The following is a 20,753-nucleotide window of genomic DNA, read 5'->3' on the forward strand; positions in this document are numbered from 1 at the left end:
GGCCCGCACCATGAGCAGGATCGCTCAGGCTGCCACCCGACAAGCGAATCGCCAGCGCCCCGTGGCGCTGGCCTTGCTTGTACTCATCACCGCAACCAGTTGCGGCGTTGTGGGCAAGACCAGCGTCAAGTCGGTGCAGATGGCGCTGCAGGGCAAGCCCAACGTGGAACCCACGGCCACCGAGGTGGCCGCCAATCGATTCCCGCAGATCAAGGTCACCGGTCCAGCGGGTGGCGCCGTTCTGGTGCTTGGCAACATCGACTCCGGTCGCCAGGCGTGGTACAGCTCCGAGCGAAGCATCGTCTTCCTCAGGGATGGCATCGTCGTCGGAACCCATGGCAGCAGCCCGGAACTTGAGCACATGACGCTCGAAGGGGGTTCCCCCTTCCATGCGCTGCATCGGATAGCGGATGGCACGACCGTGCAGCGCCATTACGACGTCATGCCTGATTACCGGTATGGAATGAGCGTCACCGGCACCCTGACCACCCTGGGCAAGGAGAAGGTCCATATCCTGGAGAGCGAGCGCGAGCTGTTGCACGTGCGGGAGCGGCTTCAGGGCGGCGGCTGGAAACGCGACAACCACTACTGGGTCGATCCTGCCAACGGGTTCATCTGGAAGAGCATCCAGGCCATCGCTCCCGACACCAGTCTTGAAGTTGTCCAGCTCAAGCCCTACTCGCAGGACCTGCAGAACCGATGACACTGCGACCGATCATCCTTGGGCTGGCACTGGCGCTAGCCTCACATGCGCACGCCTCATCGCCGATCAACGTCGAAGCGGCCGGCCATGTTCGCAATCCCGGCATGCACACGCTTCCCGCCGAGGCCCGCCTCAGCGCAGCCGCACTTGCTGCAGCGCCGGAAGAAGAAGCCTATATGCTGGGCGCCGCCCTTCTTCGGCAACGTGCACTGACGCCACAGACCCGCCTCAAAGCGGGCCTGCTCTTCGATCTTGAAACACTCGCCTCCCAGCAGGATGCTCCGGAGCTTGCCGACGCGGCCGCGCAGCTGGCGCGCGAGCTCGGTGACCTGCCAGTGACCGGGCGCGAACCGCAGCTCCTTGATCCGCGCCGCCTGGAAGCCAGTGCCGCGGAAAATCGACCCGCGCTGGCGGGCGACCGCGTCGTCTATCCCGGCCGACCCGAAACCGTGCAGGTTGTTGGCGCGGTCGTACAGCCGTGCAAGCTGCAGCATCAAGCCACACTCGACGCACGAAGCTACCGCAACGCGTGTGCCTTGCTGCCGGTGGCGAGCCCTGATGACCTCTACGTCATCCAACCCGACGGCAAGGTGCAGCAGCTCGGCGTGGCGCTGTGGAACAGCAGCACGCCCGTGCACCTTGCTCCTGGCGCGGTGATCTACGTGCCGCTGGACACCGCGAAGATCCGCACGATTGCCCCCGATGTCAACGAGGATGCCGCGCGCTTCCTTGCCACCCAGGTGCTGGATGCACCCGGAGTTTCATACTGATGCGCCATCGCTCCATCCCACTGGCACGCGCCAGTGTTGCCCTTCTCAGCCTGAGCATCAGCGCTGTATTGCACGCACAGACAGCCCCCGCCCCCACCGCCAGCGATTGGGGCGGCGTCGGCCTGCTGCAGACCCCCACCGCACGCATGGCCGACGACGGCGAAGTGAGCTTCACCGCAAGCCATACCTCGCCCTACAGTCGCTACAACGTGGTGATGCAGCCCCTGCCATGGATTGAAGGCGCATTCCGCTATGTATCGGTAGCGAACCGACGCTATGGGCCGGAATGGCTGAGCGGCAAGCAGAACTACAAGGACAAATCCATCGACCTGAAGGTCCGGCTGTGGCAGGAAAGCCGATGGGCCCCCGAGGTGTCCGCAGGCTTCCGCGATATCGGTGGTACCGGCCTGTTCTCCAGCGAGTACCTGGTTGCAAGCAAGCGGTTCGGACCGATCGATGCAAGCCTTGGTCTTGCCACCGGCTACATCGGCAATCGAGGAGACTTCTCGAATCCGCTTCGGGTGATCAGCGATCGCTTTGAAGAGCGCCCGCGCGCGCAGGGCACTGGCAACTTCAACAGCAAGGGCATGTTCCGGGGTCCCGTCGGCATCTTCGGCGGCATCGCCTACCAGACACCCTGGGAACCCCTGCAGCTGAAGCTTGAGTATGACGGCAACGACTACAAGCGCGAACCACAGAACAACAATCAGACTCAAAAGAGCCCGATCAACCTTGGCGCAAGCTATGCCGTGAATCCCAACGTGCAACTGCATCTTGGCTGGGAACGCGGCGACACAGCCATGTTCGGCATTACCCTGCGCGGCAATGTGGCACGGGCGAAGTCCACGCCCAAGCTGCTGGATCCGCCTCCGGTTGCGCGAGCATCTGCGGCGCCCTCCGCACAGTCAATGGATGACATCGACTGGCCCGCCCTGAGCCGGACTTTGGAAGAGAACGCTGGCCTCCGCGTCGCGGCCATCAGCCGGCGCGGATCGGAAGTCATCGTCAGCGGTGAACAGCGTCGGTTCTACTACCCCGCGCAGGGTGTTGGCCGTGCGGCGCGCATCCTGGATTCCGAACTGCCATCCGATACCACCTGGTTCACGATCGAGAATACCCGTCTGGGCGTACCCGTCGTGGAAAGCAGCATCGAGCGCAGCACCTTCAACAGCTACCTGGACAATCGCACCCCGTTGAGTGAGCTGGCTGGCCATATCGAGCAGGCAGCGCCTGCGCAGCAGCGCCGCGAGAGCCTCTATGTGGCCCAACTTCGACGCTATGACGGCGCGTTCAATATTGGATACCAGCAGCAGCTGGGTGGGCCGGATGGCTTCTTCCTGTTCCAGGTCGCAGGCACCTACTCGGCCAACTTCCACTTCACGCGGAATACCTGGCTGAGTGGAACGGCCAGCTACAACGCGTACAACAACTACGACCGCTTCCGCTACGACGCGCCTAGCAATCTGCCCCGGGTCCGCACCAACATCCGTAAGTACCTGACCACGGAAGACCTGACCCTGACCAACCTGCAGCTCACCAGCAATCATCAGCTGGGCAAGGACCTGTATGGCTCGGCCTACGCCGGCCTGTTCGAGGCCATGTACGGCGGCGTGGGTGGCGAGATCCTCTACCGCCCCCTCAACGAGCGCTGGGCTGTGGGTGCCGAGCTGAACTGGGTGAAGCAGCGCGATTTCGACCAGCGCTTCAGCTTCCGTGACTACAGCACCACTACCGGTCACGCCAGCTTCTACTATCAGTGGGGCGATGAGCACAAGATCACCAGCATGATCAGCGCTGGCCGCTATCTGGCGAAGGACTGGGGCGCAACGATCTCGGTCGCGCGCGCCTTCGACAATGGCGTGAACATGGGCGCGTACGCCACCAAGACAGACGTTTCGTCCAAGGACTTTGGCGAAGGCAGCTTCGACAAGGGCATCTTCATCTCGATTCCCTTCGACTTCCTGCTGCCCCGATCCACGCGAGCGCGAGCGACGTTCGCATGGAATCCGTTGTACAGGGACGGCGGCGCACGCCTGAGCCGAAGCTATGCGCTTTACCAGCTGACTTCAGAGCGGGATCCGGACTTCTTCTTCGACAATCTCGACAGAATTGACGACTGACGACTGACGGCGGGCACCCTCTCCATTCGACAGAAACCCAGGAAGGGCCGACTGCCAGCGCAGCCGGCCCTTCTCGTTTGCCTACGCTGCTCCAATCTCCTGCAGCCAAAAGAAAGGGCCGGTTGCACATGCAACCGACCCTTTCTGTCTCTCGGAGGGGAAAGCCCTTTAGCTGACCCCGTCCGGGCAATCACTTCTCGCTTGACGCGTACTCGTAGTAGCCGTAGCTGTAGTAGCCCGTGGCACGCTTCTCCACCGCATTGAAGATCGCGCCCTTCACCTTCACGCCGTTCTGCTCGAAGCGCTTCATCGACAGCTCGATCTCCTTCGGCTGGTTCACGCCGAATCGAGTCACCATCAAGGTAGAGCCGGCGTGGTTGGCAACAATTGCGGCGTCGGTGACGGCAAGAATCGGCGGCGTATCGACGATCACCAGGTCGTACTCCTTGGCCAGGCCCTCCAGCAGCTGCAGGAACCGCGGGTGCATCAGCAGCTCAGACGGGTTCGGCGGAATATCACCCCGGGTGATGTAATGCATGTTCCCCAAGCCCGGGACAGCATGAATTGCATCCTGCAGGGTCACCTTGCCAGCCAGTACATCAGACAAGCCCCCGGAATGCGACACGCCCAGCACCTTGTGCAGGGTGCCCTTTCGCATGTCAACGTCGATGACGAGAACCTTCTGGCCCGCCTGAGCGACGACAGCCGCCAGGTTCGCCGAAATGAAGGTCTTGCCGACGCCGGGTCGCGGCCCCGAGATGGCCAGAATGTTGTTCTTGGCCTCGAGCATCGCAAAGTGCAGGCTGGTACGGAGGCTGCGCAGTGCCTCCACCGCGAGGTCGGCAGGCTCGGCAGCGGCCAGAAGATGGGAGCGGCCATCTGCCACCACGCGCTTCTTGCCACCCTTGCCCTTCTGAACCTTCAGTAGATTCCGCGAGTTGCTGAGCGGAATGGCCGCGTACACCGGCAGCCCCAGCTCCTCGATCTGCGCTGGATCTTCCACACCAGGATTCAGCATGCGAAGCAGGAAGACCGCGGCAGTGGACAGGAATGCGCCCAACAGGAACGACACAAGAACAATCAGCGGCTTGCGAGGCTTCACCGGCTTGCTGATATCGACGATCGCGTCGTCAACGATCCGGACATTGCCAACCGTACCGGCCCGCGCAACATCCAACTGCTGCGCCTGGTTCAACAGCGCGGTGTACAGTTCGTTGCTGACCTGCAGATCACGGGTATGTCGCAGCAGCTCCTGCTGCGTATCGGGCAGTGCGCTCACTTCACGCCGGAAGCCACTCTTGCGCGCCTCAAGCTCGCCAATCTGGTTCAACATCGCACGGTAAGCCGGATGCTCGCGCGTGAAGCTGCGATCCATCTCCGCCTGCTTCAGGCGCAGCTGCTGGATGCTGGCCTCAACGGCAACCTCCTGCTCGAGCAGCCCCTTGGTCTGCATCGTAATGTCGACGGAATTCGAACGGGACTGGTAGGCCGCCATTGCCGCCTGCGCATCCTCTACCTGCTTGCGCACGGTTGGCAGCTGATCCTTCACAAAGGCAAGCTGCGTTGCCGCTTCAGCAGAGCCTCGATCAACATTCTGCCGGACGTACGCTTCGGCAATGTTCTGCACCAGCGCCTGCGCACGATCCGCATCGGTGTCTTCATAGCTGACACGAAGGATGCCAGAGTCCTTGCCCTGTTCGGATGCACGGATGTCTTCCTGCAGCCCGGCGATCACGTCCAGGCGACGCTGCTTGGTCAGCGTGAAGCGCATGCCCGGATTGGCATTCAGGCTCGCGACTTCAATCTTGATCCCGCGGGCCTCGGCGGGCATGCCGACCTTGCCGGCAAGAATGGTTTCGCCCTCGTCATCAAGCAGCGAGTACTCCCCGGCCTTGTCACCCGCAACAAGCATCATCGGCTCGTCGAGCAACCGTGCTGGAACGTCCAGGCGATGGATCTTCAGCTCATCGCCGCCCCAGCCATAGCTGGAAAGCCCCAGAACCGGAGCCGCCACTTCGCCCTCAGTCTCACCCAAGAAACGACGCGCAATCAGTCCGCCCACCAATGGGAAACGCCGAGGCTCGATGACCGTCTCGAGCTGCATCTTGTCGACCGCGGTACCAACGATCGTGCGCGAGGTCAGCAGCGCAACTTCAGTGGTGGATGCGGTACTGCCGCCCCCGCCCAGAGAGGTCAGATCTGCAAGACCCGGAATGGTGGGCATCTTCGACTCAACCTGCACCGTGGCCTCAGCCCGATACACGGGCGGCGTCAGGATCGCGTAGGCGGCGCCAACCATCGCGAACAGGAAGGTTGTTCCCAGGATCCACCACTTGCGGTCAATCAGAACGCCCAGCAGATCCCGCAGATCAATCTCGTCGTCTTCGCGGGTAGGCCGCGCACTGGTTTCCTTGGTCATAGCTTCCGTTTCGTGAAAAAACCGCACCAGTGCGGCAATTACTTGATGTGGCTGGCCCAGCGGGCAACGCCCTGCTCGATCAAACCGTAGACGTGTTCGAACGCAATCCGCTGCTGGCGGTAGGGATCAGGGATCTCCGACCTTCCGTCCCAATGCCCCAACAGGAACGTCTTGCCGCTCACCTGAGGAACCTCGCGGGCGATTCGCGCCACATGGGACTGCTCCATCACCAGCACCAGGTCAGCCGCCGCAAGCACAGATGGCGTCGCCAGACGCCCTCGATGGGCGCTGGGATCATGCCCCTTCTCCCGAAGCAGCTCTCCTGCGGTCTCATCTATCGGCCGACCGACCAATGCCTGAAGCCCTGCAGATGAGACCTCTACTCCCGTGCGGTCCCGAAGCTGGTGCCGCATGAGCACTTCTGCGGTTGGGCTTCTACAGATGTTTCCGATGCAGACCAGCAGCACCTTGTTGAACATGAGCCAATCCTCTGGCGGGCGACGTGGAGCGCGTACGCCAGCAGGCAACGCTACGTATACGAAAGACAGTTAGCCAAGCAGCATACCTGACATAAAGGTGTAACTGAACCCAGCCCTACCAAGCCGATGGGGCGCCGCACCTAGCCCTACCCCCGGAAATCCGGACGCAGGTCACGCCTTGGTGAAGGTTCTGTTATCATCGTGTGATCGATTGTAACAGCTAACTGGTTGGACTGATGGCCGGATCGGCGCCGCCAGCCTTCCCGGCAGCGAGGCGATTGCTGGATGCACGGATCCTCTACAAGGAAGAAATCGACATGTCTTACATGCCTGCACGGCACCACGCCGGGCTCTGGAACGCTTCAGGAAACAGGTTTGCCCCCGCGCTCAGCCTGGCGCTACGGGTCGGAGACCCGATTGTTCTGGTGGTAGCCGCACTGGCCGCCTACGCGGTGAGATTCGGCGACCTGCACATGCCGATGAACTATGCCCGTCTGGTCTCCATCACCGTTCTCTTCGCACTTCTCGTCCTTGGATCCTCATCATTGTACGAAAGCTGGCGCGGGCGCGGGCTGCTCGCCGAGTTCGGCAAAGTACTGATGAAGCTCGTCGTGATTTTCGGCGGCCTTCTCGCCTACTCGACCGCGATCCAAGTCACGGATGAGCTTTCGCGCATCTGGCTTGCTACCTGGTTTGGCTTGAGCCTGGCTGGCGCATTTGCCCTCCGAATCGGCGTTCGAGGCATCGCGGGCTGGATCCGCGCTCGTGGCGCAGACCTCCGCAGCGCTGTCATCGTCGGTGCCACTACCGACTCGGAGCACATTGTCAGCTCCTTGCGATCGGCGACCTGGGCAGGCATCGATGTGCGCGGCTGGTTCGCGACCCCGTCTGATCGAGGCAGCGTGCAGCACGCAAGCAGACTGGGCGATCTAGAAGGACTCGGCGCGTACGTGGAGGCCAATCATATCGACCAGGTGTGGATTGCCCTGCCGATGCGTGACGAAGACAACATCGCAATTGCCCTGAATCAGCTGCAGCATTCCACCGCCGATATCAAGTTCGTGCCTGACATGTTCGGGCTGCACCTGCTGAACCACTCCGTCGAGCAGGTCGCGGGCCTTCCCGTCATCAACCTCCAGCAGACCCCCCTTCAGGGCGGCGCCCGCCTGATCAAGGCTCTGGAAGACCGCATCCTTGCCGGCCTCATCCTGCTCATGATCTCCCCGATCATGCTCGCGATTGCGGTGGCAGTAACGCTGAGCTCCCCAGGCCCGATCTTCTATCGGCAGGAGCGGATGAGCTGGAACAACAAGACGTTCTGGATGTTGAAGTTCCGCTCGATGCCGGTCGACGCAGAAGGCGCGTCTGGCGCAGTGTGGGCGAAGGCCGGCGAGAATCGCGCCACCCGCGTGGGCAGCTTCCTTCGCAAGACCAGTCTCGATGAACTACCACAGTTCATCAACGTCCTGCTGGGCGACATGTCGATCGTTGGACCGCGGCCGGAGCGGCCGGTGTTCGTGCACAAGTTCAAGCACGAGATCCCGTCCTATATGAAGAAGCACATGGTCAAGGCGGGCATCACTGGCTGGGCCCAGGTCAACGGCTGGCGAGGTTCGACCGATCTTCACAAGCGCATTGAGTGCGATCTTTTCTATATCGAGAACTGGTCGCTTTCGTTTGATCTGAAGATTGTCTTCCTGACGATCTTCAAGGGGTTCATCAACAAGAACGCGTACTAATCCTACCTTGGGCAGCCCATGCATGAACCGGGCAGACTTGAGACCACGAAGCCCCCGCCCCCGCCTTGCTCTGTAAGGCCGGGGCTTGCAAGCGACGATGCGACCACAGCACAGGAAGTCCACTTTCCGCCCAGTGACTCGCACGGGTTAGATAGAATGAAAATATCAATCAATCCATTTTCATCGAGCGAAAACGAATACATCTCCAGAACAAATGGAATTCTCGCCAGGATGGCCGACACCCGCGCCCTTCCCGGCGTCAAGCGAGCATTCCTAAACCCACACTCCCTCTATGTAGCCAGATGCGATATCGCAATACTGCACTGGGTCGAGAACACGATTCTCGACGGGCGTGGCCGCGTATCCAGGCTACGCAAGATTCGACTTTACTTCTATATCAAACTGCTCAGGCTGATCAGCAAACGACTGATCATGGTCAGACACAATAATTACCCCCACGACTCGGATCATGAGCAGATCCCCCGGATCAAACATCTGATGAAGTCGTACGAAAAATACTTCGATGTCGTTGTTACCCACTCTGGGCACAATGCGGACTCGGGCTACATCTACGTCCCCCATCCCCTGTACACGAGGGCAGCGACGTCTGGTCGACTGATTGATGGCGACTATTTCTTCATTCTCGGTCGAATTCTCCCCTACAAGGCAATCGACAAACTGATTGCCCACCTGAGTCCTGACGTCCACCTGGTGGTTGCCGGGAAGGCTCCTGATCCAACCTACCTCGCCAAGTGCAAGGAGTTGGCGGCAGGCAAGCAAGTTACTTTCATCACCGGCTACCTGCCCGACAGCGACGCCGCAAACCTTGTTACTCACGCCCGAGGGATGGTTGTCCCAAACTCGGATGAAGACATGGTTGTGAGCGGAAACTACTTTTTCTCCTTCAGCTATGGTGTCCCCATCTTCACTGTCCAGACGCCATTCACCAACTGGCTAATGGAAAGCAAGGACCCCGGCGGCCTTCATCAGTACCCATGCATCTCCTCGCTAGCACGCTCTCTAATTGACGCCAGCACCGCCAACAATCCCGACCCGGAAAAAATCGAAGAAGCGTTCGGCAACTCTGCCGTAGCCAGAGGCTGGGCAAGCGCACTGGCCGCAGCCGAGTAAGTAGCAGATGAGCAACTTGTACCGCGCGATTGCCAAGAGCATGGGCAGCAAGTATCTGGCGTATGCGATGCAGTTCGCGGCGCTTATGATACTTGCACGAGCATTTACGCCTGAAGTATTCGGAACCATTGCCGCAATTCAAGTCTTCTACCTCTTCTTCCAGCTCGTTGGCGAAGGGGGATTTGGCCCGGCCATCATTGGTCTTCATAAATTGAATGCCAAGGATCGCGACGGGATATTTGGCTTGACCATCCTGATAGGTGTGGGTCTCGCCGCGACCTTCATGGCGCTGGGATCATTCCTGGTCGATTTCTACAAGATGCCGGAGCTTCCCGTTGCGATCCCGTTTGTTGCGGTGGGCCTCATGCTCAACGCATGGGCGATCCTTCCAATGGCCCAGCTTCAACGGCAGCAATCGTTTCTGCAACTGGCAACCGCAGCGATCATCGCGGAGTTCGTGGCACTCGCGCTTGTGTTGGTGGCTCGCAAATATGTCAGCCCCCTGTGCGCGATCTCGATACGCATTCCGATTGTGGCACTCGTGAATTTCACGTTCGCCTACCATTTTTCAAGAAAAACCGATTTTGGACGCCCAAAACCTGGGATGCACTTCTCTGCCGTGACGCCATTGCTCAAAGTGTCTGGCTACCAGCTCGCGTTCAATGTGCTTAACTTCTTTTCGCGCAATCTCGACAACGTACTTGTCGGCAAGTACCTAGGGGCGCCACTGCTGGGCATCTATGACCGATCCTATCAGTTGATGCGGTATCCGCTGCAGCTTTTGACATTCGCAATGACGCCAGCAATCCAGCCGGCGCTGCGCGGCCATGCGAACAGCCCTGGCTTCGTGCTGAAGATACATCAGGATTTGACATTCAAGCTTTCGCTGCTGGGCCTCGCGTGCGCCCTAGGAATCTATATTCTCGCCACCCCTATCATCCTAGTCGCCTTTGGAGAGCAGTGGCTCCCGGCAGTTCCCGTAATAAAACTTCTCTCATTGACAGTTCCAGTTCAGGTAGTGCTCTCGACCAGCGGCAGCTTCTTCCAGACCTTCCAGCGAACCGATCTACTCTTCCGTTGCGGACTTTTCTCAGCCGCAACAAACGTCACCGCCATTGTAATTGGCATCTCGCTAGGCTCGCTCGAACACCTTTGCTGGGCACTGCTCGTCTCGTTTCACATCAACTTCTTCCAAGCTTATTACTTGCTACACAAGCATATCCTCGACGGGGAATTTCGCCAGTTCCTGCACAGGATGATTCCAGCCGGCATCGGCGTTGGAGCACTTGCGACTTGGCATGCATTGCACTAGGAACCTGGCCTAATCATGAAGAAAATAGCAGTCCGATTCACCAACAGAAGCATTGATGCATGGTTAATGAGAATCATGCTGGCGCTCACACTGGTCACTGTGGCAGGTGGCTTTGCACTATTCCTTGACGGAGGTGCCCGTCCCCAAGGCTTGATGAACGCTGTTGAACGTACGGGCCTGTGGAAATATGCCGAGATCGCATACATTCCCATCTCGCTTCTGATCATCGCCCACACGATGCTGTCGCAAGGCAGGTACTCGCACCTGCGTGAAATTTTCAAGAGCACCGGCGTAAAGATAGCCGCAATCTTTGTATTCATGTGCGCACTGCAATGGGCAGCAGGCCTGCCAATCAGCAACGCAATGATTAGTACCGTTCTGAGCTTCGTCGCACTGTCCCTCATCATCGGGTTCGCCACGCAAATACTCAGCGCGGAGGAAATATTCTCCACGTTGAACCTCACATACTTCTCCTGCCTCTTTCTTTCCTTAATTCTGGTGGCGTTCGTTCCCAATTACGGCATTTCCCTGAACATTGATGAGGACTGGCAGGGCATGTTTTCCCACAAGAACAACCTTGGCATCTTCTGCGCGTCCTACGGCCTTGTTGCAGTCGGATGCTGGAGAACATCACGACTGCTCACGACGGCAAACATAGCGCTCGCAGCAGCGCTCCTGCTCGGATCAAAATCGTACGCGTCGATCGCAGCATTCTCCATCGCAGCACTGCTAAGCCTCAGCCCAACCTGGCTAAGGCGAACCATCATTCGACTTCGATATCCAATTCTCGCATTCGGAATTTCCGCATCCGCCGCGATCGTCTTTCTGTCACTCAGCAGCTTCAGCATGGAACTATTCGAGAAAGATTTCACTTTCTCTGGCCGCAACATGATCTGGAGCTACTCGCTCTTCGGGTTTATCCAGCATCCCATGCTTGGACAAGGAATGAACTCGCTGGCATACCAGGTAAGCCATAATTCAGCGGGATTCTTCAACGCAACCGGCCAGGTTCTCGCCAGCCATCACAACGGCATGCTGGCTCTGATCTATGACTTCGGCATGATAGGAGCAACGGCAGTGTTCGTTGCGCTTCAGCGGCCGCTTTGGCGCATGAATATAAGAAGCACCGCTGCGTTCATGCTGATCTCCGCCTTGATCGCAACCATCGTCTTGAACACCTTCGAAGAAAGGCTTTTTTCGCCAAATTCATTCTACTTTTCGCTAATCACCCTCATATTCATGATTGAAAAGAATCCTTTCTGCATCGATCCCGAGCAGCCAAACCGCACTAACCAGACTATCAATTCACGGGCCGCGGCATGACCCGGGTTCTTTATCTGGTGGAGGGTCCGGCACCTTATGGCTCGAATCGCAGCCTGTTGTCGCTGATTGAGTACGGGCTTTCCCACGGAATCGAACCAATGGTCGTCGGCTCCAGACCCGGCCCTTTCTCCGAATGGCTTGGCGTCCGCGGCGTCCCTTTCAAGGCGATCGGACACAGATTCTCGATCTACCCACGGACGAACACCCTTGCCCGAAAGGTTTTCTTTGCCCCTATTTTTACAGCCTTCCGAATAATCAATGCCATTGCACTTCTGAGGCTTGTGCTGATATGCAGGAGCTTTCGACCAGATGTAATCCATACCAATATCGGCCCCATCGCCATTGGCAGCCTCGCAGCAAGACTGATGGGCATACGGCACGTTTGGCACTTGCGTGAGTATCAGGACCTCGACTTTGGGATGAAATTCTTCCCCTCAAAGCCGGCATTCGAGAGACTCTTAGCCAGATCTGCACGCGTCATCTGCGTGACGCAAGCAATCGCCGAACACTTTGGACTTCCAGCTAATGCAACCGTCATCAGCAATGGCGTCGCGTCCGGTAATGCTGCCGTCCTGAATATGCCCAAGGCAGACTATTTCCTGTTTGTCGGGCGACTGGAGCCTGCAAAGCAGGCTGCGCAGGTAATAGAGGCCTACCTAGACTATGTGGCAACCGCTTCCAATCCACTTAGACTTCTAATCGCAGGTGATGGGAATCTCGCTTACATTGCCGACCTCAAGAGTATCGCAGCCGATGCGCCGTCAACGGCTCGCATTGAGTTCCTGGGCTTCAGGAACGACACCGATTTTTTAATGCAGAATGCGATGGCCATTATTGTTGCATCAGACAATGAAGGCTTCGGGCGCATCACCGCCGAAGCGATGTTCAATGGCTGCCTTGTAATTGGCAAGGCAACCGGCGGAACAGCAGACATCCTAGATGCGCATCAGGATGAGCCACTAGGATTACTGTTCAATACATCGAATGAGCTTGCATCACAGCTGGATTTTGCTGCCGAAATGAGCCCCGAAATGTATGAAACAAAAGTACGCCACGCACAGCACAAGGCTATCGCGCGCTATAGCACTGAACTGTACGGAGCAAAAGTTCTTGAGGTCTACGCCCGCTTGGGCGGCCAAAGCGAATTAGAAACTCAGGACGGGTTGATGAAATGAGGGAAATGAGCCAGACCATCGACCTCGTACTGGAGACAATCGGGGGATGTCTTCACTCGATTGGCAAGAACATTCGTTTTAGACGATCCGGAAGGAACTTTAAACTGTATGGCTCCAAGCACATGAACGGCATCGATCTGGCCGTTGGTGATAACTGCCGGTTCCAGGCGGTGGACAGCTACAAGGGATCGATGTACCAGCCTCGCATTACTATCGGGGCAGCCAGCGTGTTTGGAAATAATGTCCACATCTCGGCCATCAAGTCGATCACGATCGGCAAGGACTGCCTGCTGGGCTCAAGAATTTATATCGGCGATCACTCCCACGGCAACACGAGGCAAGGCTGTATTGACCTTGATATCCCGCCAGCGAAGCGGGATCTGGACGATTCGTGCGACATAGTCATCGGAGAACGCGTCTGGGTTGGCGACGGCACCGTGATCCTCGCCGGCTCAACGATCGCCGATGGCCGCATCATAGGTGCTAACAGCGTAGTAAAAGGAAAATTCGAGAACGCCGCAGTAATTGCTGGCGCACCTGCACGAGTGATCAAGGAATTGCTGTGAAAGCACCGACCGTCGCGATAGTCATTCCCGCCTACAATCGTCCGGACGAGCTGGGCGAACTACTGCAATCCGCGCTTGTCCAGACCTGCGCCCCGTGCACGATCATTGTATGCGAAGACCATTCGCCGCTTAGGGTCGGGATAAGAGCCGTCTGTGATTCATATCGAGCAGCCCTCTTGACCAAGGGCATTGAATTGCTTTATGTCGAGAATGACACGAACCTTGGGTACGACAAGAATCTACGCAAGAGCATTGAGCTTTCCGATGCCGAATGGGCAATCGTCATGGGCAATGACGACCTCCTGCTACCCAACGCAGTACAGGATGTCATCAAATACGTTTCCAACAACGACGTTGATTTTGCATCACGCACGTTCATACGTTTCAATGACTCTATTGAAACTACCATCGGAACTTCTTCACTATCCAAATCGGATTCATTGTTCACGACTGACAACACCTCCTCGGGGATGATTTTCAGATCGGCCGGCTTTGTGGGCGGACTGATCGTTCGGACGAGTTTTGCCAAGAGCATCAGCTGTTCGGATTTTGATGGCAGCCTCTATTATCAGATTTACCTGGCAGCGAATGCATACTGCGGAAAGGGAATTGGATACATTGCCACTCCAATCATAGGTGGACGTGCCGATAACCCTCCTATGTTTGGTGGTGCTGAAGATGATGGCGGCGTCCACGTCCCCGGCAGCTATACCGCGAAGGGGCGGGCAAGAATGTGGGAGGGAGTGTTGAAGATCGCGAGAAGTGTGGGCGACAAGTATCAGCGCGACCTTATTTCTGATATTCGCAGGGAGCTCGAGGTCAGGCAATCCTTCCACGTATTCGAGATGAATGCCGTGAGCTCCCGCCAGGAGCTTAGGGCGCTAAGAAGCGCCTTGATCCAACTAGACCTGTTTTCTCACCCGCTACCGAGAGCACTTTTCTGGCTTGACTACCTGCTTGGACGCAATGCGACGCCGCTGTACCGGATGTGTCGCAAGCTTCTACAGCGCTGATCTTTGAGCTGCCAGTTTATCACCCAGGATCAGAGTTATAATAGAAATGAAAGTAGCGATCATCCACTACTGGTTCGTCACCTGGCGTGGTGGCGAGAAGGTCATTGAGCAACTGCTCAAACTCTATCCAGACGCCGATGTCTTCACGCATGTGGCGACGCCGGAGATAGAGCGCACGAAACTTGCCGGCCATCGCGTGCAGCGCACATTTGTGTCCAGGCTGCCGGGTGCCCAGAAGCGTTATCAGAAGTATCTCCCGTTCATGCCCGTCGCCTTGGAGCAACTGGACCTCACCGGATACGACCTGGTCATCTCGAGCGAGTCTGGACCGGCGAAGAACGTCATTACACATCCTGATGCAGTACACATCTGCTATTGCCATAGCCCGATGCGGTATGTCTGGGATATGTATCGGCTATATCTCGCGGATGCTGGATGGCTGACCAGGCTGCTGATGCGACCATTGATGCATTACATGCGAATCACCGATTCCATGTCGGCCTCTCGCGTTGATCACTTCATTGCAAACTCGAAGTTCATCGCACGCCGCATAGACAAGTGCTATCGCCGAAGCGCTGAGGTCATCCACCCGCCGGTTGAGGTAGTCGACTTTGAAGCGCGCGCCGGGAAGCAGGACTATTACCTGCTCCTAGGCCAGTTAACTGCCTACAAGAAAGCTGACCTGGTAATGGATGCGTTCCTTCGCAGCGGGAAGCGCCTGATCATCATCGGTGAAGGTGAGCAACTGGCGGCCATGCAGGCGCGGGCAACGGATCGAGTCATCGTTCTTGGGCGGCAACCGTTCCCTGCACTGAAGGAGCACTTGGCCAATGCGAGAGCTTTGGTGTTTCCTGGCGTAGAGGATTTCGGCATCGTCCCGCTTGAGGCGATGGCCTCCGGAACTCCCGTCATCGCATTTGCAAAAGGAGGCGCGCTCGAGACAGTTGTAGAAAGTGACGACCCCGACGTGGCCACGGGATTGTTTTTCCACGAGCAATCCGTTGAAGCGATCAATGATGCTATCGCTCGTTTTGAGGCGCGTCCAAGGCCCATTTCGGCTACCGCATGCCGTGCGAGGGCTGAGGAGTTTGGGCCTGATCGATTCAGGGAAGAGCTCTCGTCATTCATCCAGGCAAAGATCCGCAAGGAAGCCTGATCCAATTAGCCTTTAGGGACGAATATGAAGGTTCTCATCTGCGGCGGCGCCGGCTACATCGGCAGCCACATGGCCCAGTACCTGGCCGAAGCCGGCCACTCCGTAGCCGTGCTCGACAACCTGTCCACCGGCCATCGCGACGCGGTCCGCTGGGGCGAACTGCTGGAAGCTGACCTGCTGGACCCCGAGGCGCTCGAGCGCGCCCTCCAGGGCCGCCATTTCGACGCCGTCATGCACTTCGCCGCACGTTCGCTGGTGGGCGAATCGGTTTCCGCTCCTTATACCTACTACGCGAACAACGTCACCGGCACATTGAACCTGCTGGAGGCCATGCGCCGCCACAACATCGATCGCATCGTGTTCTCCTCCACCGCTGCGGTATTCGGCAATCCACAGTCGGATGTGATCGATGAGGACCACCCCAAGGCGCCCATCAACCCTTACGGCGCCAGCAAGCTGATGGCAGAGCGGATTCTCGCTGATGCAGCCACAGCCTACGGCCTGCGTTCAACCTGCCTGCGCTACTTCAATGCCGCAGGCGCCCTGCCCGACCACGGCATCGGCGAGGCCCATGCCTGCGAAACCCACCTGATCCCCAATGTCCTGCGTGCCGCATTGGGCATCGGCAACGCCATGAAAGTGTTCGGCAATGACTACGCAACACCCGATGGCACCTGCGTGCGTGACTACGTGCACGTGCAGGATCTGGCCCAAGCCCACGCGCTGGCACTTGAGTACATGGAGCACACGCCCGGTGCGCACGCCTTCAATCTGGGCAATGGGCAGGGTTTCTCCGTCCATGAGGTGATTGCAGCCGCGGCAGCGGTCAGCGGACGCGAAATTCCGTTTGAGATGGCGGAACGCCGCCCGGGCGATCCGGCCAGCCTGGTGGCGTCTTCTGCCCGCGCTCGCGAGATTCTGGGTTGGCAGCCGCGCTGGACCGAGTTGGCACCAATCATCGCCAGTGCCTGGCAGTGGCATCGCAATCCTCCCGCATGGTCGCCACAGCCGGCCATTCCTGACACCGCGCGCAGCTTGGACGAAGCCCTGCCTGCCTGAACAGGCACCCCGAATAGGGGTGGCCTATCGGTGCGGTTTCACCCCGCACCGCACCAAAGCCCAGCAACCTCCCTCTGCTACCATCGGCGGTTCTGTTCATCGCGTCCCCCACCTGCCCGCGATGGCGCCAAACAACGTAACGAAACACAGGAGTCTGCATGTCTTCCGAGCTGCTCAAGTCCCTTGGCCTGGACGCGATCAACGCTGGCACGTACCTGGGCAACGGGGAGTGGTCGAGCGCGACCGCTGGTGAGCTGATCACCCCGGTCAACCCGACCACCGGCGAGCCGATCGCACAGGTCCGCGCGACCACCGAGGCCGAGTACGAGACCGTCGTCGCTCGCGCCCAGGAAGCCTTCAAGATCTGGCGCACCACGCCGGCCCCGCGCCGCGGTGAAGCCGTGCGCCTGTGCGGCGAAGCACTGCGCAAGCACAAGGACGCCCTGGGCTCGCTGGTCGCCTTGGAAATGGGCAAGAGCAAGCCGGAAGGCGATGGCGAAGTGCAGGAGATGATCGACATCGCCGATTTCGCCGTGGGCCAGAGCCGCATGCTGTACGGCTACACCATGCATTCCGAGCGCCCCGGCCACCGCATGTACGAGCAGTACCACCCGCTGGGCCTGGTCGCCATCATCTCGGCCTTCAACTTCCCGGTCGCGGTATGGAGCTGGAACTCGTTCCTGGCCGCCATCTGCGGCGACGTGTGCATCTGGAAGCCGTCCAACAAGACGCCGCTGACCGCCATCGCCTCGCTGAAGATCTGCAACGACGCCCTGCGTGAAGCCGGCTTCCCGGACATCTTCTTCCTGATCAACGATGCCGGCACCGCGCTGTCGGAGAAGATGGTCGATGACCGCCGCGTGCCGCTGATCAGCTTCACCGGCTCGACCCAGGTTGGCCGCACCGTCAACGAAAAGGTTGCGCGCCGCCTCGGCCGCTGCCTGCTGGAGCTGGGTGGCAACAACGCCATCATCCTGGACGAAACCGCCGACCTGAAGCTGGCCGTGCCGGGCATCGTGTTCGGCGCCGTCGGTACCGCCGGCCAGCGCTGCACCACCACCCGCCGCCTGATCGTGCACCGCTCGATCTATGCCGACGTGCTGGCCACGCTGGTCAAGGCCTACAAGCAGGTGGAAGGCAAGATCGGCGACCCGACCGACGCCGCCAACCTGATGGGCCCGCTGAACAGCGATGGCGCCGTGCAGCAGTTCCTCGATGCCATCGCCCAGGCCAAGGCGGCCGGCGGCACCATCGAAACCGGCGGCACCCGCATCGACCGCGCTGGCAACTTCGTGCTGCCGGCGATCGTCTCGGGCCTGAAAAACAGCGACGCCGTGGTCCAGCACGAAACCTTCGCGCCGATCCTGTACGTGATGCCGTACGACAGCATCGACGAAGCCATCGACATGCAGAACGGCGTGCCGCAGGGCCTGTCGTCTTCGATCTTCACCCAGAATCTGAAGACTGCTGAGAAGTTCCTGTCGGCGGCCGGCAGCGACTGCGGCATCGCCAACATCAACATCGGCACGTCCGGTGCGGAGATCGGCGGCGCCTTCGGTGGCGAGAAGGACACCGGCGGTGGTCGCGAGTCCGGCTCGGATGCATGGAAGGTCTACATGCGCCGCCAGACCAACACCATCAACTATTCGGATTCGCTGCCGCTGGCCCAGGGCATCAAGTTCGACCTGTAACGCTTTCTGTAGTGCCGAGCCATGCTCGGCAGGATGCGCCATGAACACCGCAGGAAATGCAGCCGAGCATGGCTCGGCTCTTCAGGCTGGCAAGCCGGTGATTGATTTCACCGGCCGCTGTGTGCTGATCGCCGGCGGCAGCAAGGGCATTGGCCGTGAAATGGCGCTGGCGTTTGCCGGCGCCGGTGCGCAGGTCTCGGTCTGCGCGCGCGGCCAGGCCGGTCTGGATGCACTGCACGCCGATGCGCGGGCGCAGAACCTCGAACTGCATACGTTCTCCGCCGATCTGGCCGACGCTGGCCAGATCCAGGCGTGGCTGCAGGCCGCCGCCGACGCGCTCGGCGGCATCGATGTGCTGGTCAACAACGCCACCGGCTACGGCATGGCCGACGACGAGGACGGCTGGGCCGCCAGCCTGCAGATCGACCTGATGGCGGCGGTTCGGGCCTCTCGCCTGGCCCTGCCCTGGCTGCGCAAATCCAGCGACGCCTGCATCCTCAATCTGTCTTCGATCGCCGCGCAGCAGCCGCGTCCCGGTGGTGCGCCCTACGCCGCCGCCAAGGCCGCGCTGTCGCACTACACCACCTCGCAGGCCCTCGCGCTGGCCAAGGACCGGATCCGCGTCAACGCGATCGCACCGGGCTCGATCGAGTTCGATGACGGCCTCTGGGACCGCCGCCGCATCGAAGATCCCGCCCTGTACCACGGTACGCTGGCGAAGATTCCGTTCGGTCGCTTCGGCCACCCGCGTGAGATCGCCGATGCCGCCCTGTTCCTGTGCTCGCCGCTGGCGCGCTGGATCACCGGCCATGTGCTCAACGTGGATGGTGGCCAGGTGTTGATGGGCTGACACCGGCACTCCGGTAGTTGCCAACCTTGGTTGGCATGCCTTTCGTCGACCAAGGTCGACGCCTACCTGGCTGGAATGCCCTTCGTCTGCCAAGGTCGACGCCTGCCATCGCATCCGCCGGGCATGGGATTGCCCGGGCAGAGGCACTATCATGTGCACACTGCCAAGGAGGACCCCGATGAGCGTGGCACCCCGACAGACAAGCGCCCTGGCCGTGGTCAGCCTGGTCATGGGCATCGCCAGCTGGACCGTCCTGCCCTTCGTGGCCAGCATCGTGGCCATCATCACCGGCCACATGGCCCGCGCCGAGATCCGCCGCCGCCCGCATGAACTGGAAGGCGATGGCCTGGCCGTCACCGGTCTGGTACTGGGCTGGGTGATGGTCGGCGCGGTGATCGCCGCCATCCTGGTCTTCATCCTGTTCTTCGGCGGCCTGGCCTGGCTCGCTGCGATGTCGAACTGACTGCCATGACCGCCTCCGACAGCACTGAACGCTTCAGCAGCCGCGTCGCCGATTACGTCCGCTACCGGCCCGATTACCCACCCGCGCTGCTGGAATGGCTGCACGGCCCGATGGGCGTCAGTCGCGAGGCGCTGGTCGCCGACATCGGCGCCGGTACCGGTATTTCCAGCCGCCAGTTCCTGGCCAGCGGCCATCCGGTAGTCGCGGTTGAACCCAATGCCGCCATGCGGGGCGCGGCCGAGCAATGGCTGGCACCGCAGTACCCGCAGTTCCGCGCGGTCGACGGCCGCGCCGAGGCCACCACACTGGACGACGCCAGCATCGATCTGGTCAGTGTCGCGCAGGCCTTCCACTGGTTCGACACCGTGGCGGTGCGCGCCGAGTGGCAGCGCATCCTGCGCCCGGGTGGCCTGGCACTGATCTACTGGAATTCGCGCCTGCTCGATGCCAGTCCGTTCCTGGTCGGCTACGAACAGCTGCTGCTGGATTACGGCACCGACTACTCCGCCGTGGCCGAGCGCTACCAGGACGATGCCACCATGCAGGCCTGGTTCGGCTCCGGCCTGCGCGGCATGGTCGAGCTGCCGAACGTGCAGCACCTGGACTTCGATGCCCTGCGCGGGCGCCTGCTGTCCTCCTCCTATGCCCCGCAAGCCGGTCATCCGCGCCACGCGCCGATGATCGACGCTCTGCAGCACCTGTTCGCCGCCCACGCGGTCGACGGCCAGGTCGCTTTTGAATATCGAACCCGAGCCTTCCTCGGCACGCTGGACTGAACCGACGC

General features: G+C 59.8%; 18 protein-coding genes. 16 read left to right on the plus strand and 2 right to left on the minus strand.

Annotated elements, in window-relative coordinates; genetic code table 11:
* Positions 1-10: 10 nt before the first annotated feature.
* The 3 genes from QRO95_RS11570 to QRO95_RS11580 are packed head-to-tail and all read left to right on the plus strand — an operon-like array spanning position 11 to position 3,593.
* Complete coding sequence (locus QRO95_RS11570; RefSeq protein ID WP_285302592.1) at positions 11-703, plus strand: YjbF family lipoprotein; 693 nt, start codon at positions 11-13, stop codon at positions 701-703.
* Positions 700-1,473 carry a capsule biosynthesis GfcC family protein gene (locus tag QRO95_RS11575; protein ID WP_285302593.1) on the plus strand — a complete coding sequence of 258 codons (774 nt, stop codon included), beginning with the start codon at positions 700-702 and terminating at the stop codon, positions 1,471-1,473. The genes QRO95_RS11570 and QRO95_RS11575 overlap by 4 nt, the downstream gene beginning before the upstream one ends.
* Positions 1,473-3,593 (plus strand): YjbH domain-containing protein, encoded by a 2,121-nt coding sequence (locus tag QRO95_RS11580; protein ID WP_285302594.1) that lies wholly within the window; start codon positions 1,473-1,475, stop codon positions 3,591-3,593. Before QRO95_RS11575 ends, QRO95_RS11580 begins: the two co-directional genes overlap by 1 nt.
* A 190-nt stretch (positions 3,594-3,783) precedes the next feature.
* Here QRO95_RS11580 and QRO95_RS11585 read toward each other — a convergent pair whose 3' ends face one another.
* Together QRO95_RS11585 and QRO95_RS11590 are read right to left on the minus strand one after the other, a co-directional pair.
* Entirely contained in the window at positions 3,784-6,012 is a 2,229-nt protein-coding gene (locus QRO95_RS11585; protein ID WP_285302595.1) for a polysaccharide biosynthesis tyrosine autokinase, read from the minus strand.
* Positions 6,013-6,050: 38 nt separating this feature from the next.
* The gene (locus QRO95_RS11590; RefSeq protein ID WP_049421330.1) at positions 6,051-6,491 is read right to left on the minus strand and encodes a low molecular weight protein-tyrosine-phosphatase; all 441 of its coding nucleotides are present in this window, start codon (positions 6,489-6,491) and stop codon (positions 6,051-6,053) included.
* Between the two features lie 236 nt (positions 6,492-6,727).
* Here QRO95_RS11590 and QRO95_RS11595 point away from each other — a divergent pair, with 236 nt between their 5' ends.
* The 13 genes from QRO95_RS11595 (at position 6,728) to QRO95_RS11655 (ending at position 20,745) form a co-directional block, all read left to right on the plus strand.
* Positions 6,728-8,230 carry an undecaprenyl-phosphate glucose phosphotransferase gene (locus QRO95_RS11595; protein ID WP_285302596.1) on the plus strand — a complete coding sequence of 501 codons (1,503 nt, stop codon included), beginning with the start codon at positions 6,728-6,730 and terminating at the stop codon, positions 8,228-8,230.
* Between the two features lie 156 nt (positions 8,231-8,386).
* Positions 8,387-9,361, plus strand: a complete 975-nt coding sequence (locus tag QRO95_RS11600) for a hypothetical protein (protein WP_285302597.1) — start codon at positions 8,387-8,389, stop codon at positions 9,359-9,361.
* A gap of 7 nt (positions 9,362-9,368) precedes the next feature.
* Entirely contained in the window at positions 9,369-10,673 is a 1,305-nt protein-coding gene (locus tag QRO95_RS11605) for an oligosaccharide flippase family protein (protein ID WP_285302598.1), read from the plus strand.
* A 15-nt stretch (positions 10,674-10,688) separates the two neighbouring features.
* Positions 10,689-11,996 carry an O-antigen ligase gene (locus QRO95_RS11610; protein WP_285302599.1) on the plus strand — a complete coding sequence of 436 codons (1,308 nt, stop codon included), beginning with the start codon at positions 10,689-10,691 and terminating at the stop codon, positions 11,994-11,996.
* Positions 11,993-13,171 (plus strand): glycosyltransferase family 4 protein, encoded by a 1,179-nt coding sequence (locus QRO95_RS11615; RefSeq protein WP_285302600.1) that lies wholly within the window; start codon positions 11,993-11,995, stop codon positions 13,169-13,171. Before QRO95_RS11610 ends, QRO95_RS11615 begins: the two co-directional genes overlap by 4 nt.
* A 5-nt stretch (positions 13,172-13,176) precedes the next feature.
* Positions 13,177-13,737: a hypothetical protein gene (locus QRO95_RS11620; protein WP_285302601.1), complete on the plus strand. Its 561-nt coding sequence runs from the start codon at positions 13,177-13,179 to the stop codon at positions 13,735-13,737.
* On the plus strand, positions 13,734-14,750 hold the full coding sequence (locus QRO95_RS11625; protein WP_285302602.1) for a glycosyltransferase family 2 protein: 1,017 nt from the start codon (positions 13,734-13,736) through the stop codon (positions 14,748-14,750). The genes QRO95_RS11620 and QRO95_RS11625 overlap by 4 nt, the downstream gene beginning before the upstream one ends.
* A gap of 46 nt (positions 14,751-14,796) precedes the next feature.
* The gene (locus tag QRO95_RS11630; RefSeq protein WP_285302603.1) at positions 14,797-15,906 is read left to right on the plus strand and encodes a glycosyltransferase; all 1,110 of its coding nucleotides are present in this window, start codon (positions 14,797-14,799) and stop codon (positions 15,904-15,906) included.
* 24 nt (positions 15,907-15,930) lie between these two features.
* On the plus strand, positions 15,931-16,965 hold the full coding sequence (gene galE / locus QRO95_RS11635) for a UDP-glucose 4-epimerase GalE (protein WP_285302604.1): 1,035 nt from the start codon (positions 15,931-15,933) through the stop codon (positions 16,963-16,965).
* Between the two features lie 158 nt (positions 16,966-17,123).
* On the plus strand, positions 17,124-18,656 hold the full coding sequence (locus QRO95_RS11640) for an aldehyde dehydrogenase family protein (RefSeq protein WP_285302605.1): 1,533 nt from the start codon (positions 17,124-17,126) through the stop codon (positions 18,654-18,656).
* Positions 18,657-18,696: 40 nt separating this feature from the next.
* On the plus strand, positions 18,697-19,506 hold the full coding sequence (locus QRO95_RS11645) for an SDR family NAD(P)-dependent oxidoreductase (RefSeq protein ID WP_285302606.1): 810 nt from the start codon (positions 18,697-18,699) through the stop codon (positions 19,504-19,506).
* Between the two features lie 178 nt (positions 19,507-19,684).
* Positions 19,685-19,969, plus strand: coding sequence for a DUF4190 domain-containing protein (locus QRO95_RS11650; RefSeq protein WP_010484694.1), 285 nt, complete (start codon positions 19,685-19,687; stop codon positions 19,967-19,969).
* Between the two features lie 5 nt (positions 19,970-19,974).
* On the plus strand, positions 19,975-20,745 hold the full coding sequence (locus QRO95_RS11655; protein ID WP_285302607.1) for a class I SAM-dependent methyltransferase: 771 nt from the start codon (positions 19,975-19,977) through the stop codon (positions 20,743-20,745).
* Positions 20,746-20,753: the final 8 nt, after the last annotated feature.

The sequence above is a fragment of the Stenotrophomonas maltophilia group sp. Smal13 genome, from assembly GCF_030236855.1.
Lineage (GTDB): Bacteria > Pseudomonadota > Gammaproteobacteria > Xanthomonadales > Xanthomonadaceae > Stenotrophomonas > Stenotrophomonas maltophilia_A.